General features: G+C 52.6%; 17 protein-coding genes and 1 pseudogene. 1 reads left to right on the top strand and 17 read right to left on the bottom strand.

Annotated features, from left to right (window positions below; all coding sequences use genetic code 11):
- The 8 genes and pseudogenes from PG892_RS18715 to PG892_RS18680 all read right to left on the bottom strand — a co-directional run.
- Positions 1-331 (bottom strand): annotated as a pseudogene (locus tag PG892_RS18715) (hypothetical protein); the annotation flags it as partial.
- A gap of 84 nt (positions 332-415) precedes the next feature.
- The gene (locus PG892_RS18710; RefSeq protein ID WP_016349979.1) at positions 416-607 is read right to left on the bottom strand and encodes a hypothetical protein; all 192 of its coding nucleotides are present in this window, start codon (positions 605-607) and stop codon (positions 416-418) included.
- Positions 604-1,101, bottom strand: coding sequence for a RadC family protein (radC, locus tag PG892_RS18705; protein WP_270825680.1), 498 nt, complete (start codon positions 1,099-1,101; stop codon positions 604-606). Before radC ends, PG892_RS18710 begins: the two co-directional genes overlap by 4 nt.
- Positions 1,102-1,191: 90 nt before the next feature.
- Complete coding sequence (locus tag PG892_RS18700; protein ID WP_134697250.1) at positions 1,192-1,500, bottom strand: hypothetical protein; 309 nt, start codon at positions 1,498-1,500, stop codon at positions 1,192-1,194.
- Positions 1,475-1,849 (bottom strand): hypothetical protein, encoded by a 375-nt coding sequence (locus PG892_RS18695; RefSeq protein ID WP_270825679.1) that lies wholly within the window; start codon positions 1,847-1,849, stop codon positions 1,475-1,477. The genes PG892_RS18700 and PG892_RS18695 overlap by 26 nt, the downstream gene beginning before the upstream one ends.
- 64 nt (positions 1,850-1,913) lie before the next feature.
- Positions 1,914-2,339, bottom strand: coding sequence for a DUF2787 domain-containing protein (locus tag PG892_RS18690; protein ID WP_270825678.1), 426 nt, complete (start codon positions 2,337-2,339; stop codon positions 1,914-1,916).
- A gap of 86 nt (positions 2,340-2,425) precedes the next feature.
- Entirely contained in the window at positions 2,426-2,872 is a 447-nt protein-coding gene (locus PG892_RS18685) for a hypothetical protein (RefSeq protein WP_270825677.1), read from the bottom strand.
- A 51-nt stretch (positions 2,873-2,923) separates the two neighbouring features.
- Positions 2,924-3,715: a hypothetical protein gene (locus tag PG892_RS18680; RefSeq protein ID WP_270825676.1), complete on the bottom strand. Its 792-nt coding sequence runs from the start codon at positions 3,713-3,715 to the stop codon at positions 2,924-2,926.
- 147 nt (positions 3,716-3,862) lie between these two features.
- Between PG892_RS18680 and PG892_RS18675 the strand changes: the two genes are divergently transcribed.
- The gene (locus PG892_RS18675; RefSeq protein WP_043118721.1) at positions 3,863-4,207 is read left to right on the top strand and encodes a helix-turn-helix domain-containing protein; all 345 of its coding nucleotides are present in this window, start codon (positions 3,863-3,865) and stop codon (positions 4,205-4,207) included.
- Here the strand turns inward: PG892_RS18675 and PG892_RS18670 are convergent.
- The 9 genes from PG892_RS18670 to PG892_RS18630 form a co-directional block, all read right to left on the bottom strand.
- A complete protein-coding gene (locus PG892_RS18670; RefSeq protein WP_252423559.1) occupies positions 4,196-4,765 on the bottom strand; it encodes a lecithin retinol acyltransferase family protein in 570 nt (189 codons plus the stop codon). The genes PG892_RS18675 and PG892_RS18670 overlap by 12 nt on opposite strands.
- A gap of 11 nt (positions 4,766-4,776) precedes the next feature.
- Positions 4,777-5,727, bottom strand: a complete 951-nt coding sequence (locus tag PG892_RS18665) for a DUF932 domain-containing protein (RefSeq protein WP_270825675.1) — start codon at positions 5,725-5,727, stop codon at positions 4,777-4,779.
- Positions 5,728-5,826: 99 nt separating this feature from the next.
- Positions 5,827-9,861 carry a hypothetical protein gene (locus tag PG892_RS18660; protein WP_270825673.1) on the bottom strand — a complete coding sequence of 1,345 codons (4,035 nt, stop codon included), beginning with the start codon at positions 9,859-9,861 and terminating at the stop codon, positions 5,827-5,829.
- A gap of 13 nt (positions 9,862-9,874) precedes the next feature.
- Positions 9,875-10,282 carry a DUF6375 family protein gene (locus PG892_RS18655; RefSeq protein ID WP_100645445.1) on the bottom strand — a complete coding sequence of 136 codons (408 nt, stop codon included), beginning with the start codon at positions 10,280-10,282 and terminating at the stop codon, positions 9,875-9,877.
- Complete coding sequence (locus PG892_RS18650; RefSeq protein ID WP_270825681.1) at positions 10,279-11,121, bottom strand: radical SAM protein; 843 nt, start codon at positions 11,119-11,121, stop codon at positions 10,279-10,281. Before PG892_RS18650 ends, PG892_RS18655 begins: the two co-directional genes overlap by 4 nt.
- 74 nt (positions 11,122-11,195) lie before the next feature.
- On the bottom strand, positions 11,196-12,215 hold the full coding sequence (locus tag PG892_RS18645; RefSeq protein ID WP_270825672.1) for a phospholipase D family protein: 1,020 nt from the start codon (positions 12,213-12,215) through the stop codon (positions 11,196-11,198).
- A complete protein-coding gene (locus PG892_RS18640; RefSeq protein WP_270825671.1) occupies positions 12,199-12,756 on the bottom strand; it encodes a hypothetical protein in 558 nt (185 codons plus the stop codon). The genes PG892_RS18645 and PG892_RS18640 overlap by 17 nt, the downstream gene beginning before the upstream one ends.
- A gap of 31 nt (positions 12,757-12,787) precedes the next feature.
- The gene (locus tag PG892_RS18635) at positions 12,788-13,639 is read right to left on the bottom strand and encodes a YagK/YfjJ domain-containing protein (protein ID WP_270825670.1); all 852 of its coding nucleotides are present in this window, start codon (positions 13,637-13,639) and stop codon (positions 12,788-12,790) included.
- A gap of 358 nt (positions 13,640-13,997) precedes the next feature.
- Complete coding sequence (locus PG892_RS18630; protein WP_270687973.1) at positions 13,998-14,213, bottom strand: helix-turn-helix transcriptional regulator; 216 nt, start codon at positions 14,211-14,213, stop codon at positions 13,998-14,000.
- Between the last annotated feature and the right edge of the window lie 667 nt (positions 14,214-14,880).

The following is a 14,880-nucleotide window of genomic DNA, read 5'->3' as shown; positions in this document are numbered from 1 at the left end:
GCTCGCTATCGGTGAGTGGTGCCTGGTGGTAACTGTGGGCAGGTTTAATCTGTCCCAGCTTGGTCGAGCAGTGCTGGCGTGGTTCCTTCTGCTCTTGCTGGCGTCCTAACTGATAGCGATGCCAGACTGCCCGCCGGTTGGCGAGCATCATCAACCGTACCAGCCGGTCTACCCGCCACGTCCAGGTACTGGTCGTGTCTGCTGGCGGCAACCACCAGAGGGTGCGCAGTAGCTCCAGGGTGTAGTGCGGTGGCAACGGGCCATTGCAAAAGCGGTGTAACTGCACGGCAAAGGTCAGGTAGTCCTGGCGATCGATCATGAAGGCAGACATGGGCTAGCTCCTTGAAATGCAAAAGGCCACCTGCAGTGAGGTGGCCTTGTGGGTGATGGTGTTGGACCTGATGATCCGGATTGGCTAATCGCGCAGCTGATGTAGCAGCACATCAATGACCTCGATGCAGTCAGCCTGGGTGAGCTGGTAGCCGTTAGGCAGGTGGGCCACGATGGCGGGATCTGCCTGCATCTCGACGTTGTCTGCCAGCCAACAGCGCAATTCGAGGAGGATATCGAGGGCGGTGAGGTGTGATGTGCCTGGGACCAAGTTCATAGCTGACCTCTCTCTTTCAGGGATACCACGCCCTCAGCACCGACCACCAGATGGTCAAGCAATCGCACATCGACCAGCGCCAAGGCTTCTTTGAGGGCCTGGGTAAAGACCCTGTCAGATTGACTGGGTTCCGGGTCACCGCTGGGGTGATTGTGCACCGCGATGATGGCCCCACTGTTGAGCAGTATGGCCCGCTTGACCACTTCCCGTGGGTAGATACTGGCGCTGTCCAAGGTGCCGCGAAACAGCTCCTCAAAGGCCAGTACACGATGTTGGGAGTCGAGGAACAGTGCACCAAACACTTCGTGCTCCCGGTCCTGCAGCAGGGTCTGCAGCCGCTCAGCGGCCTCTGTGGTACTGGTGATGGCGGAGCCTTTGGCAAGACGCTTGCGAGCAATCTGATTGGCGATACGCAACAGGTCTTGCTCGGTCACGGGTTCGGTGACGACATAGGTGCCGGGGCATTCCCCGGCTTTGAGTTTGTGGTAACGCATGTGGGGTTCTCCAAATAAACAAAACCCCGGCACACATAAAGCATGTCAGGGTTAAAGGTAGAGCGGTTGTTGGTTCACTGTGAGGGGTGTTCAGTTGGCCTTGGTGGCGGCTTCTGCTCCTGTTCCGGCTGTAGGGGTGCGCTTCACCGGCATCAGCGGTCCGGGGACCAGTACGTTGAGTAGGATAGCGAGCGCAATACTTAGCCGCTCTGCCAACTGGTAGGCAGGTCCTATGGTGTCGTAGTCAGCTATCCTGGTGGCCAGCGCCAACCCACTGGTCTCTACCGCCCGCAGATAAACGCTGTAACCTTGTACGGTCAGGCCGCTGTCGCGCACCACCTGCGTCTCGCCATCTCGATTAATCGCTTCAAGCTCAACGGCGATCGGTTGTTTTGTCACCTTTCGCCTCCTCTTGAGGTAAGGAGTCACTCTCCACGCGATAGCCGTGATGAATGCAGGTACGCTGCAGGTCGGCCAGAAAGCTGCCCAGTACACGAGGCTGCTCAGAGAGCGAGACGGGGCCTGCTTGGCAGCGCCAGAAACAGCGACGAGTGGGGTCCACGCAGATCTCATCCCTCGGTTGGCTCATGCTCCGCCAGTCCTCGGCATTGGTGAGGGAGAGCAGTTGCCACAGCTCCCCAGTCCAACGTAAGTGCAGCGTGACGGTGCGAGCGTTTGGGCTACAAGGAGTCAGGTGCAGCAACCAGCGCTCGCCCCGGCGAGTCGGCTGCAGTTTAGCTTTAGCCACAACCAGTCCAAGCCACTGGCGTGAATAGTGAGATATCGGCAGTTCGTTAGTCATCACACACCCCCTACTCCCCGTTGACCGTAACGGTGAAGTACGCCATCCGGCAGTAGGCAACAAAGTTGGTCTGCCACAGAGTGAATAACTCATGGGCCTCTGAGCGCTGGATAGGCCCCCATCCTTGCAAATAGTGTTCGTCATCCAGGAAGTTGAAATCGAGCTCCTTGCAGAGCTCGGCATCCTGGCCCAGTCCCTGATAGCTGAAGTCGGTAACGTAATCGAACAGCCAGCCATCAAGGCCGCGTATCAAGCGGATCTCGACCGGGTGAGCCCCTCCCTGATCGGGGCTGTAGGTGGGGCTGCGAAAGTTGAAGGTGAGTTGGGTCAGGCACTCGAGGTTGAGGCCGATATGGGCGACCTCCTGATTGAGTAACGTGAGCAGCGCCTGGGCAACGGGCAGGGCAAAGCCATCCCGGAAAAAGGGAATAGTCATAAGCGTTCCTTGTCATATATCCAATAAAACGAGGGAGGCATTAGCCTCCCTCTGGGTGTGGTTGAAATGGTGGGTGTCAGCCATCGTCACGGTGTGCCAAAGTCCGGTGATGACCCAGGCGCAATACAGTTGTTATCTGGCGAGCCAATGGCGGGCAGTACCTCTGCAAGGTGGCTGGTGGGCAAATCGATGGGGGGATTTGACGGCAGCAATAGCGCCACCGAAGTTGCGTTGCGAAGTGCTTCCCAGAGCGTGGGGAACTCACCTTGCCGGTAAGGGGCGTCATAGCGTTGTCCGTCCACCAGTAAGGCAAACTGACGTTTGCTGTCGCTGCCATAATCACGACCGTTCATCGTCGCCAGCATGGTGAGCGGCGCATCATCCCGGCAGATAATAGTGAGCAGGGCGGAGCCTGCGAGGGTGGCGTTGTAATTCGCCTGCGTACCCGGCCCCCAACTGCGAGACCAGCCATTTTCCTCTGCCCCGACACCACTGGTGGCAAGAGCCACCAGCAGCGCGATAAGTCGGTTCATTGTGATTACCTTTTAAAAATAACAGGGAGGCTGTTGCCTCCCTGGGTTGGGTTATTGGTCAAACGACAGCGTCTGCTCGCCACCCAGGGTGGTCACAGTAACCTCAAGGGGGTTACAGTCCTCCGGCAGCAGAGAGAGCGTCACTTTGCCGCCAAAGCCCATCCGGAAGGGCAGCTTGGCTTGCGGGTTAATCGTGCAACTACCCCGGTTGATCTTGAGATCGGTGATCACCATCCGGTTACTGCGGCTGGTGATATCGAGCAGGTACTTGTTCCAGGTCGTCTTGCCGTAATAGGGATTACCGCGTTTTCTCAACTGTACATCGCCCTCCTTCAGCGGTTCGATGTTAGCCAGGTCTTCGTCGAGGACGGCGGCGTCATAGGTCTCTTGTGATTGGCAAGGAAAGCCTGGCGAGCCCAGCGCCGGTAGCGTGTTTGCAATGTTCGCTGTTGGGAACGAAAATTTGCGGCTGCCTTTTTCGCGTTGATATACGCCTAGTTCTTTCGCATTTCTCAGTGCGGTCCAGAGTTCCTCAAAACTTTTCTGGTCTTGAAGAACCCGGTGGCCAATGAAGATCTTGCCATCCACTTCAAAAACGAAATCACTTTGATAGTCCTGAGAGCCGTATTTTCCGACACTCATGATGTCCACATTGATGGTGGCGGGTTTGTTAGGGTGACAATGAATGGTGAATGAATCCGCCCGGTTATAGACACCGTAGCTGAATCCCTCAGCTGCGTTACCAAACTGCTTCCAGCCTGGGGCATCAGCGGCTGACTCACTGAGGGCATGTGCTTGCTGAGTGGCTGCCAGCATTACTAGCAATAGCATGGATTTTTTCATGTTTGTTTCCTTCTAAAATGTCTTGATGTAATTCGACCCATTCGGTCCAGCCTCAACCAAAATCAACCATTAAGGGCGATCCTCATCGTTTTGAGTCCTTCATGTCAACAAGTCCAGGTGTCAACTTTTAGAGTTGAATCTGGAGGTGTGATGGATATCAATCAGGACGCGTTAGCCAAAGCAGTGGGCAGAGCCATTGCTTATCAACGTCAACAACGGGGAATGACCCAAGAGGAAGTCGCGGAACGGCTGCAGATTGGGATGGAGGCGGTATCTCGCATGGAGCGGGGGATTGTGGTTCCCACTATCGTTCGACTGGCTGAGTTGGCACAGATATTTGGATGTGAGCTGACGGACTTGCTCCGTGAAACCAGTTCGCGGCCCCTTGAGCAAGCCGTCAGATTAGCTCACCAACTCGAGCAACTCACCGACGATGATCGTCAGTGGGTCACCGATACCATGACGGCCCTGATGAGCCGCCTAATCCGTTAACCAGTTCCACAGCTTGTGGGCACCATAGGCAGCAGCCGCCCCGACGGCCAACGGCGCCCATGCTGGCGCAGTGGAAACCCCAACCAATGATGTCAGTGCCGCCGTGGTGGCACCACCTGCTACGGATGAGCTCAGGGAGGCGCCTGTTACCCCTGCGGTAGCCACTGAGGTCAGGTGTCCCAGTGAAGAACGCGCGACTTGAGCCGCCAGCAAAGTGACTGCGGCCTCCGTGACTTGAGCTGAGTGGTGCTGGTCTTTGATACACCACATCACGAAGTGCTCACAGTTGTTGAACAGCAGGTTATAACTGCGTTCGCCCAGACGGCTGTGCGCTCGGTTGACACTGTGATCCGGGCTAAGTCGCTGAGGATGGGTCCTGATAATAAAGTCCTTCTCCTGGCAAAACGCCCCTAACGTAGACATGACAACCTGACACGCGTCATGACCAGAAAACGGGCCCTGGTAGTGGATCACCCAATCGTCACCGGCGTAGATCCCGTGATGCTCATACCCGATGCGTGGGGAGATAAGGTGATCGCCATAGTGCAATGAAGACATGTTGCTCTCTCCTATTGCAGCAGGGTGATGGCTTGCGCCAAGGCACGGGATTTGAGTTGAGCCCCTTGGCCAAACCAGGCGGAATCCAGCCGATGATCCTGGCTGCGAGTACGGCGATGGTGATCGACATACTCGGTCACCGCATTGACCAATCCCCACGCGGTGTTGTGTGAACTGGCCAACTCTGCCCCCATCCCTGCCCCTTGATAGAGTTCATGTAAACGCTGTACTGGCCGGGTGAGCACAATGCTCTCTTCCTCCACAGGCTGTGCCAGCAGATCACTGAAAAAGCTCAGTGCCTCTTGAGGTGCCACAGGGCGTTGGCTGAGTTCTTTGGCGTACTGGCCGAAATGGTCCCACTGGCTTACCCCAAGCCCCAGAGCCTGTTTTACGGCAGTTGCGTCGAACTGGGTTGAGTGGGGCACCTTGATGGCGCCGGTCTGGTCTCCTACAGCAACCTGCAAAGTGTTGTTGCAGACTACCCGCACCGAGGTGAATTGCGCCGTAGTACAGAGGGTGCCATCACAACTAGTCGCCAGCAGCAGATAGGACTTCACCAGGTCACCACCTTTGAGCATCAGGTCCTGGCCGGTCTTGGCCAGGGCCCAGAGTTTGCGGCCGCCTTTCAGCGAGCCTGCGGTCTCCAGCTCGAAACCACCCGCTTCTACCAGATCTTGATAGAAGTGCAGCACCTCATGGGGCTGTACCACGTTGTAGCGCTGTGAGACTACCGACAGCGGTGCCAGGGTATCGGAGCGGTAGAGTACCTTGCTGTCGGGGTAGGTGTGCAGGATGGGATTATCAGGCGCGCCCTGATACAGCACATCGCTTTGCTCGATGGTCCAGTTCATCCCGGCGGCTTGCAGCCAGACATCAAGGGACTGGTGTGGGGGTAAGATATTGCCGAGGCCATGCCAAGGGGTTTGGCCGGTGTAGGCCATGGAATCAATCAAATGAGCCATAGAGATCTCCAATGAAAAAGGGACTGCCGAAGCAGTCCCTGAGGTAGGTTCATGGAGATAACATATGTCTGAGATTTGGTTCGTTAGAGACCGATGACCTTAAGATTGAGTACTCAAAGTTGGCTGATAGATTTGGACACGTTTGTGAACATGCTGGTTGTTCGCATAGTACTCGTACATGTTCAGACCTTCAGTTGACCGATGATGAAGTTCACGTTCCCCCCACATTAGCCACACGAGCACCTTGTTAGATTCTGTCAAGTAGCTGTCAAGAAGGTCACGACGTAGATAGCAGAAAGAACCATTTGCCTGCGAGCCGTGTTCGTCAACCTCACGGTACAGGGATGCCACGCCTGAAGCATCGTGCAAGTCCCATGTGTTTGCGCAGTACCTGAGACTAAGTTCCTCACAAATATGCTTAGCGGGCAGGCTCACACCGCTGACCTGGTTTACCACGCTGTGGTAGCTCTCCCAGTTGTACTTCTGCACTGGAATATCGACTGCGACACCATTGTCTGACCACTGTTCAGCAGACACCATATATTCGTAGTGGTCCCCTTCTTGCTCATCAGCGGCAAGCAGTCCCGGAATCGTGGAGAAAGGCATCTCACCGGCATAGATGTAGTAGTAGCTTGGCTCTTCCGGAATAGCATGATTGCCGGGGTAATCAAGACTAGTAAACAACGTGCATAAACGGTCGACTTCTTCGCTGTCCACGAATACCCCCCGGAGGAAGGTGAAGATCTGTCGATCATCGGTGGGAGTACCCTGCTCTAGGAATCCATCAAGTACGACCCACGGTCCCGTCAGTCCATCAATACTCTCTATTTCGAGGATGCCGCTGTAGTCTGGTTGCGGCCCTCTCATTATCCAGTCGCCAACATCTGTAGGTTGGCCGCTGAACAAATCTGGGAGTTGAAGGCTGATTCTCGCAGCTTCGGGCGGGAATGTTGGGTCTATATCCGCATCTGAGGGACGAGCGTCGCGCGACTCGGCAAGGAGACCCTGTGCGCATCTGACACCCCACATCTCGAAGTAAGCGATCCAGCTATACTTCTTCCCATATCTGTCGACCTTGTGCTTGTCACCGCCACTGCGGGGACCAGGGTTCCTGTGTCGGTCAACTGCTTCGAACGCCTCGGGGTTATAGCCAAGCACCAGCATTCGCGAAACGATTAACGACAACACCCGCTGGTACTCTGGATGGCTGTCGTCGTAGTTCCCCCGACCTGGAATCAGTCTCCCAATGGTGTAGTTACCGAAGTCCATTCGAATCGCTTCACTCTTCGCATCCTCGATCATCACTTGATCATACAGCGGCGTGTTCTCAAACGGATTGGGTAGTCGGCTAAAGGGGGGAAAGAGGTGAGCCACCTCTTCCTCAGACAAGCAGCCCGGATCAATCATTCTTGCGATGGCAATGGTTCCCAGGCAGTACTGCTGATATAAAACATGCCAAGTAGGATACGGCGCTCCAGGTGCGAACATCGCTTGATAAATCTCACGGGCAACTCTAGGCAGAGCCTCGCGCATCTCTACAGCACAGGTATCCGACCAAGTGCTCAGTGCCGCACCGTAGACTACGGCGAACATCCGCTCGGGGACGTACGGGTCTGAAACGGCAATTGACTCGACAGCCAGCTGGAAAAAAACTGTTGGCTGTTTGATGGCAAATTCGTACAAAGTCTTGGTAGCTAGGTCTCGTAGACTTCTGGACGTCGACGTCAGTGTCCACATAACCCAGCGCGCCCGACGTATTTCTCGCTCGTCAAGACAATCCGACTTCCATCTGGACGACAGAAACTTGAAATCGGCCTCAACTTCCTCAGACTTTTCGCGAACCCACTCCGACCAGAATAGATCGCGCTGCGTATTGGACATGGACAACAGCACGCTGTGCAAAAAGTCCATGTCAAATGGATGCGCTCGCGCTGCCCTAGTGCCACGAAGTCTCGTGAAAGCAATATGTGCGAACTGCTTCGATTCCTGCATTGCGTGTGCAAATCGCTCCACCGTTTCACGACCGATGTATCTTGGGTCTGATTGCGGCGTTAACAACAGAGCATTCATAACGAGTTTCTCGTCCGACAAATCTTGCCACAACTGGTGCCTACCGAGGTGTTGCGGATACAGGCCAACAAGTGCCCTAAACACGTCGAAGGCGAAAGTATGCGACCCTGAAGCACGGAATTGGAGTTTTGCGTGACCTTCATCGCTTCGCAGCCACTGTGCCAAGTCAGGCTTGTAAAGCAGGTGGCGCGCAATCATATGCCCGGCCATCAGGTCGTATGCAAATGCGATTCCTTGGCCCCCTTCTCCAGAAGTCGTTCGAACAAGAATGCCTTCTGACTCCAGAGCACGAATGACGCTGACGTCCCAAGGGCCCACGTCTCGAACTGCTGCTCGAGCAGCTTTAAACTCCACACTTCTCGCGTTACTCTCCCAAAGGAGGCCAGCGATCGTCAGAAGCGCATCTTGGACCTCTTCTGGATAGATGCGACGCGCCGTCGGTGAGAGCTCGGCGATTCGATCGGCGACTCTATTGAAGTGTTCTTCGAACAGGCTTGCAAGCGAATTGGGCAGCGCCTCCACTCCGACAACGTGCTGGCGCCGAGGGTTCGCCACCTCGCAGAAAATTCTCAGCGTCAAAGGGTGCTGCAAGAACTCGACTGGCAGATCAGCGTCGGTGTCGTCAATCTTGTAGTACTTAAGGTACTTGTCGATAGCTGTCTGCAGGTCTTCCTGGAACCCGCTGTGCTCAATTCGAATAAACTCCTCCGGCAGGCATATCTGTGCGAACTCATTGCGTAGCGTGACAACCAGCATGACGTACGGAAAGTCCTTCAGAAGCTCATCTGCCCGGAAGAGCTCATCCATCCAGTTTCTCGGGTCTTCTGACTCATTCAGACCGTCGATGACAATTGGGATGCGCTTGCCCGCACGCTGGCCCGCCGCATCAACGGCCTCAACCAGCCGGTCGAAGCTCTCCGCTGGCCTGCCAGAAATCTTGAAAGCTGATACAAGATCGTCAAGCCCCTGGCCTGCCTGTAGGTTTTTGCCCAGCAGCAAGACACCACCAGGGAGATCGCCATCTGGCTGCGTCACCCTGACGGCAAGCTCGGATTTTCCTTCACCCGCAGCGGCAAGCACTGCCACGGCTCGAAGACCGATTGACTGCTCCAGACTACGTATTACCGAAGAAACTGCGTGGATGTCCGCGACCAGATTCGCGGTTAACGGCGCTCCACCTGAACGAGCTCCACGCAGCTTAGAGAGCAGCCTGTCATAGCGCACTGGTTGCGGCGGGTTTACCGCCAGCATTTGCAGTACCGCGTCAAAGTCGCCCTTGCCGAGCGCTATATGCAAGTCATCTAGCAGGCCCGCCAAGCTAGTAGCTAGCGCCAAGAATGAGTCGACTTCGGCCTTGAGATCAGTCTTGAGTTTCCTCGTGAGCGAAACAATTTGCGTGGCATTCATTTTGAGGTCGCTTGAGAGCTTCGCCAGCGATTCCCACGCGCCCTGGCTCCCCAGAAGTTTGAATATCTTCTCCTCTGCCCCAACGACAACATGAACTTCCTGTTGGTATCGGCGCTTGAATGGAGCTGCAGCGAGTCTATGCTGCTCAGCAAGTAGCGCAGGTGTAAGAACTAGCTCGCCGAAGTAGGTTTCTCGAAGTAGTGCTCCCGGCCCCACCAGGAGGTCTTCGATGTCCGTTGCCGTCAGCAGCTCCAACTTCAACTTGGGGAAGTGGTCTTTCTCAAGTGCGAAGAACCACTCTTGGTCCCCCTTTGTCAGCGTGTGGTGCGTCCAAAGCTTCCAATCGGTCACTCCTGGCACATGCTTACGCGTCTTCTCCATGCCCTCGATGATCTTTTTTTTGCGCGTAGCCCCCAAGTCTTCTCCGTTTGTCAGCTCATACCATTTGCATTGCCAGCCAATCCAGCGTGGTGGAGCTCCGAGATCACAAGGCCCATACAATTGGAGGTGGAACTCCACACCTGGCTGGTTCGCAAGTTGTTTAAAACAACCGAAGCGTCCGTAGTGGCGGCGCACCAGAGCGCGACAAAGCGTCTCGAAGTTCTCCTCCGGTGCTCCGGGCAACCTTCTGAATACATTCCAATTTGCTTCAGGCATGGAGTTCTCTCTGTCAGCTGGCGTTGGCGGGATCGGACGGGTAGTCGTGCGCCGAGAAGATTTCGACCTTCGCCCCTGCATCAATGAAGAGCTTCACAAATGCAGACACCTCAGACTCGTCTGTCGTAACAGTGATTTGGTCGTTTTTACGTTTGAGGCGATGGTCAGAAATCAGCTGCCCAAGGTCAGCTGGTCCTAAGGTGTAGAGGTTCAGACTGCGTAGCAAAGAAAGCATGTCATCTGAAAATTTTTGATCCTCTGGTTTTGCAAAAGAGATGGCGTCACAGTCATCTTTGGAAGCCTGAACGCTGAGTTTTTCAATATCCTTCTCAACCTTTTCTGCGTCTTGCGCTCGTTTGAACCTCCCGATAAGAACCAGGTTCATCGAGTGCTCAGAACCATATCCGTTCCAAATTTTCATAATTGCATCTCTCGTTTTATCTCGAGGGTATTTCTGAGTTGCTCCAGTGCTGACAGAACGCCAACATCTCCAATCTTCGTGCCGATAGGCGAGTAAGAACTAGCGCGCAGCATCCCGGAAGCGTCTATGTGCGCATAAGCCTGCAGGCCTCTCTCATTGGGGAGAGGGTCGCACGTAGGCAAACCGGACGCACCCGCTTCACTGACAGCAAGGCGAACCTTGCCTTTGTAGTTGAAGACCCACTCCTGAAGTGCTTGGCCCACCACTCCATCAATATTTGGAACCATGGTGGTCGCCTGTTGAGGAAGCAGCAGTAATTCGCTGGCTCCGACCTTGTGGGCGAGCTCGCTTAGGGCGTCAAGTTCTGTAACCGTGTGCTCGTTGATTACGACGTTAATCCCAAAAGGAGATAGGGATGCGATTAAATCCACACATCGAAGCAGATGCGCAAACGGCTTCTCGCGCAGTCTTTCATAGGTGTTACCTACCCCGTCAATGCTAATACGTGCGAAGTGTATCGAGCCTTTGAGGCTCTCGACCAGCTTTGGGGTCAGACGATGACCATGAGTCGTGAATGTGACCGCGAGCTGAGTCTCTCCCGCAACCCGTTTGCATATGTTGACAAAGTCAGGATGCAGAGTTGGTTCACCGCCGCCAAATCCGATGCCTAGGCACCCCTCAGAATCCAGTTCTTTCAACCACCGGATCACCGAGTCTGTATGCAGTGATGCCTTGTGCTTCGGCGCGTAGCAGTACCTGCAGCGAAGGTCGCAAACATTGGTTAGTGCAATGGATACTTGTCGGGGGGACTTAGACCACGATGCTTCTGTCGGATGCATCTCATCTAATAGAACATTCATACCTGAAGAGCGATCGAATAAATGGAAACCATTTGGGCCGAGTCTTAATTTCATTAGGCATTATTACCCAAAGTAGTTCGACCTTTAACCTGTTCCATATTGTGTTCTTCCCAAGCAAGGAATTCGAATAACGGAATGCAGAGGGCGCCGTTATCGAATAAGCGCTCATCATTGAGCTTGAGTGCCTTCAACCACGGTTTTAGTCGTTTTGCCAGCAGAGCCTGATCCTGTTGTGGGAAAGACCAACTTGCCACTTGGTGTTTTTTCCTGAGAATTTTGAGCGGTTCTTTGTCGAGTTCAGGGTCTCTCATCCACGCATTTTCGACTTTGACTCCTCCATTTTTCCCGTAACGGACGCAGACGATGTAAGCATCGGTTGGTAATGCATTACTTTCGTCATCTGGCCAATCTTCGAAGAAGTCGATGTCACGGCGCATGCTCCTGTCGGTCAGTTCAAGATCATGCAGGACCTCCGCAAAGATCTGTAAAGCATGAGGGCTTGCACTTTCCCAGTAAATGGCAAGATAGACTTGCCGATCTCGCAATGCTGCAGCCGGTTGTCCTACAAGCGACGTTAATTCCCCTAATGCAGGGCGATGGCCGCGGTGCTTTCGCCAGTTTTTAGCAGCTTGTAGCAAAGCTTCCTCGCTAACAGGTTTTGCTTCTCGCCAAATAGCTTCATACCAAGCCTTGGCGTCATTCAACAGCTTGAGATCGCGAGTAAACAGGCCTGCCTCGTGCCAAAGACGGCTCTCATCGTCTTCAAGCCCCAAACCATTTGTGGAAAAGTTGGCCGATCCTATTAACGCAACTGACGTACTCAACATGACCTTGGCATGCAGACTGTTCAGGCATCGCACTTCTACGTGCTTCATATTTTTCAACTGGCGGATTACGAGTGGATTGGTACCTCCGCTCATTAAATTGCAGACAATACGCAGGCGTTCGCCGTGCCAGTTATCGAACAGCTTTTCAGCACCATTCCCCCAGAAAGCGATGGCTAGATCCAGATATTGGCTGCTGCCAACTAGCTGCCTTACCCGATAGAGGTAATTCTCAGAGTTCAGGAACATGACATTTCCCTTGTCGAATTTCGGTTATCGTTCGTTTAGTCCGGAGCTTCGCTGTAGCCATAGGCAGCGCTATCTCCGATGGCTTGAGATTGGCTAGCTTACTGCGAACGAACTGCAATGCGGCATCGACTCCCTCAGAGTTGGCATGCCTTTGGCAAAAAATACTGAACACTAGGACGGCAGAATGTCGCTCTTTGTAGAAGAAGTGCATCCGTAGTGGATGTTTTGCTGCCCCATATAGTGGGGTATCTATCCCGTCAAATCGGTTACCCAACGACTCTTGAAACTGATCCAGGGTCAGGTCATAGACCAGCCCATCGATCTCTAGCCAGTAGTGCGACTCTCGGCGATCCCTGGTATCGCCTTTGACAACAGTCACAGTGTGCTGTGTGGGCAGAAGACTCACCAACATTCCAAACACCACAGAAGCCCCCTGACAGCAGTTCAGGGGGAAACTGGTGAAGAAGGGTAGACCAGTTAGGCTCTCGTAGTGCAGCTCAAAGACGCCGCGTGTGGATCTGGCAAGTTGCTCGATGGTCATTCGTGGCTCCAGGTCGGGAGCCAATAAGATACTACTCCAGAGAGACCCTGAGAACCCTCATTCTCCTACCAGGCACCTCCATCTTACCCATCCTATTTGAGCGTCCACATGTTTGAGCCAACACGGCCTCGTCCATTTTGACTAGATATTTCATGGCATACTGAAATAGCTTCTGTCGCTTCTCGTCATCACTTCGATGTATCATTCCGATACCATCCGTTCCCCATTCCTCATATTGAGACCGCTTAGCATTGCAGTTGTAATAGCTACCTGCATGCCAACGCTCTCCCAGCAAACGGCCAATCTTAATATCGTTTTGCATGTATTTACCATTGAATATAAACGCGATGTGATAGTGATAGCCTCTACTTTCGCCATATTCTAACTTCCAGATATAGCCTACTAATCTAGTAAACTTGCGCTTAATAGTACGCAAGTAATACTCTCGTTCCTCTTGAGCCTCCTCTAGGGTTACGTCATCTCTAAAGTGAACATCCACTCTGACTACTAGTAATCTGGCATATTTATCAAAAAGAGCGTTAATGTACTTCTGGATGCTATCGCTATTACGCTTATCTGCACGTTTTAGGTTGTGTAATTGCTTCTGATGACGTGGTGACCTCAGTTGATGCATAAAATCACTTAGAACGTCATTTAGCTCATTACGTGTTTCAGTAGATAAACATTCATCGTATACATCAAGGTCATGGTAACGATAGAAGGATTGCAGGAACAGCTCAACGGAAGGATGAGCTGATTTAGCCTCTCGGTAGTGATAGTAATGTTCGGTAACTGCATCCATTGCTTTTTGGAAAGCATGGATGCTGAATAATGGGTATCTTACTTCCAATTGATGAATGAAGTGCAGGATATCTGTAGACATGAGTAATCCCTCTTTGAAGAGTGTTTAGTGAATAGGTAGCTAACTTAGATGTTAAATGGTTAATGTATCTAGTCACTTCAGATGATGAATGAATTCAAATAACATAAAGCTCCCCCTCCTACGAATTCATATCGCCAGAGTCACAGGTACAAGATGCTTAGTGAAATAGTGAGAGGGGGCTATGTTATTCATGATGAGCATTGGTGTATTAACGTCATCCATATGATGTTTAGGGTAATTATTGCTACGTCAGCTTTACTTCCTACTTGCAGTAGGAGCTCTGCATCATAATGAATTTGGCAAGATGTAGTTATATTGATGGCATGTGTTCATGCTACCCTGTGGAGAATTTAGCTGTTCAATAAAACCCCCTCATTGATGCTTGTACTTGAAACCAAGCATCAATTTCATGTTCAAACCAGCCGACAGCTGACAAGCCCAACTTAAGTGGCTTTGGGAAATTTGGGTCATAACGAGGGGATTTCTTGCTGATACGGTCATAGATAGTTGAGCGGGCAAGGCCGGTCTTTTGGATAACGTCTTTGATGCGCAGTACTTTGGGGGACGTGTTCATGGTGTACTCCTGATGGTATGGGTTTCGTTCATCAGAAGGGATTGGGGGTTGAAAAAAACAGTAATCAGCCTCGGTACGGGGGGATCAGGAAGGCCAATGATGATGACCCGCGATCTAGGGTCAGCATATGAGGTGGTTGCATTGATGGTGGCGAAGGCTTCTCGTTGATGACTCAAGCAGGACGTAGACTAGGGAAAAAAAGAGGCGTTTTGCAAGGGGTTCAAGAGTGTTCGCATCTTCATTTAGCACGCATATAGATACATTAAATCATCATTTTATGGACACATTTCCTTCTTTAGATGTTGTGCGAATGACATTGAGATATACTAAAAAAAATCATAATATCTACACACAAATAACGCAACAACAAAGACCCAAAGGGATCTCCATGCCTCAATTGAGGCTTAACTGGAGGGGGTTGTATGTGCGAGGCTCGTGACTTTATTGTTTGAAGTTTTTTGATGGAGGTTGGTATGGGAACTCAAAATAACTTGTGGTTTGAAAAGAAAGATCACAGAGCGATGTTGTTTCTCTACAATAGATTTATTGAGAATACTGGGTGTTATAATGATCGTTCGCCAAGGCTTACGTCTGTCTCTTGATCAGATCTTGATCCCCTGCGCCATCAGATCCTTGGCGGCAAGAAAGCCATCCAGTTTACTTTGCA

Source organism: Aeromonas sp. QDB68 (assembly GCF_027707405.1).
Taxonomy (GTDB): domain Bacteria; phylum Pseudomonadota; class Gammaproteobacteria; order Enterobacterales; family Aeromonadaceae; genus Aeromonas; species Aeromonas caviae.
This window is presented reverse-complemented; position numbering and strand designations above follow the sequence as displayed.

Coding starts and splice junctions, on each gene's coding strand:
- radC (WP_270825680.1), bottom strand. CDS start 1,101: ATGCGTTACCACAAACTCAAAGCCGGGGAATGCCCCGGCACCTATGTC.
- PG892_RS18670 (WP_252423559.1), bottom strand. CDS start 4,765: ATGTCTTCATTGCACTATGGCGATCACCTTATCTCCCCACGCATCGGG.
- PG892_RS18665 (WP_270825675.1), bottom strand. CDS start 5,727: ATGGCTCATTTGATTGATTCCATGGCCTACACCGGCCAAACCCCTTGG.
- PG892_RS18710 (WP_016349979.1), bottom strand. CDS start 607: ATGAACTTGGTCCCAGGCACATCACACCTCACCGCCCTCGATATCCTC.
- PG892_RS18660 (WP_270825673.1), bottom strand. CDS start 9,861: ATGCCTGAAGCAAATTGGAATGTATTCAGAAGGTTGCCCGGAGCACCG.
- PG892_RS18650 (WP_270825681.1), bottom strand. CDS start 11,121: ATGCATCCGACAGAAGCATCGTGGTCTAAGTCCCCCCGACAAGTATCC.
- PG892_RS18690 (WP_270825678.1), bottom strand. CDS start 2,339: ATGACTATTCCCTTTTTCCGGGATGGCTTTGCCCTGCCCGTTGCCCAG.
- PG892_RS18685 (WP_270825677.1), bottom strand. CDS start 2,872: ATGAACCGACTTATCGCGCTGCTGGTGGCTCTTGCCACCAGTGGTGTC.
- PG892_RS18680 (WP_270825676.1), bottom strand. CDS start 3,715: ATGAAAAAATCCATGCTATTGCTAGTAATGCTGGCAGCCACTCAGCAA.
- PG892_RS18640 (WP_270825671.1), bottom strand. CDS start 12,756: ATGACCATCGAGCAACTTGCCAGATCCACACGCGGCGTCTTTGAGCTG.
- PG892_RS18645 (WP_270825672.1), bottom strand. CDS start 12,215: ATGTTCCTGAACTCTGAGAATTACCTCTATCGGGTAAGGCAGCTAGTT.
- PG892_RS18635 (WP_270825670.1), bottom strand. CDS start 13,639: ATGTCTACAGATATCCTGCACTTCATTCATCAATTGGAAGTAAGATAC.
- PG892_RS18655 (WP_100645445.1), bottom strand. CDS start 10,282: ATGAAAATTTGGAACGGATATGGTTCTGAGCACTCGATGAACCTGGTT.
- PG892_RS18630 (WP_270687973.1), bottom strand. CDS start 14,213: ATGAACACGTCCCCCAAAGTACTGCGCATCAAAGACGTTATCCAAAAG.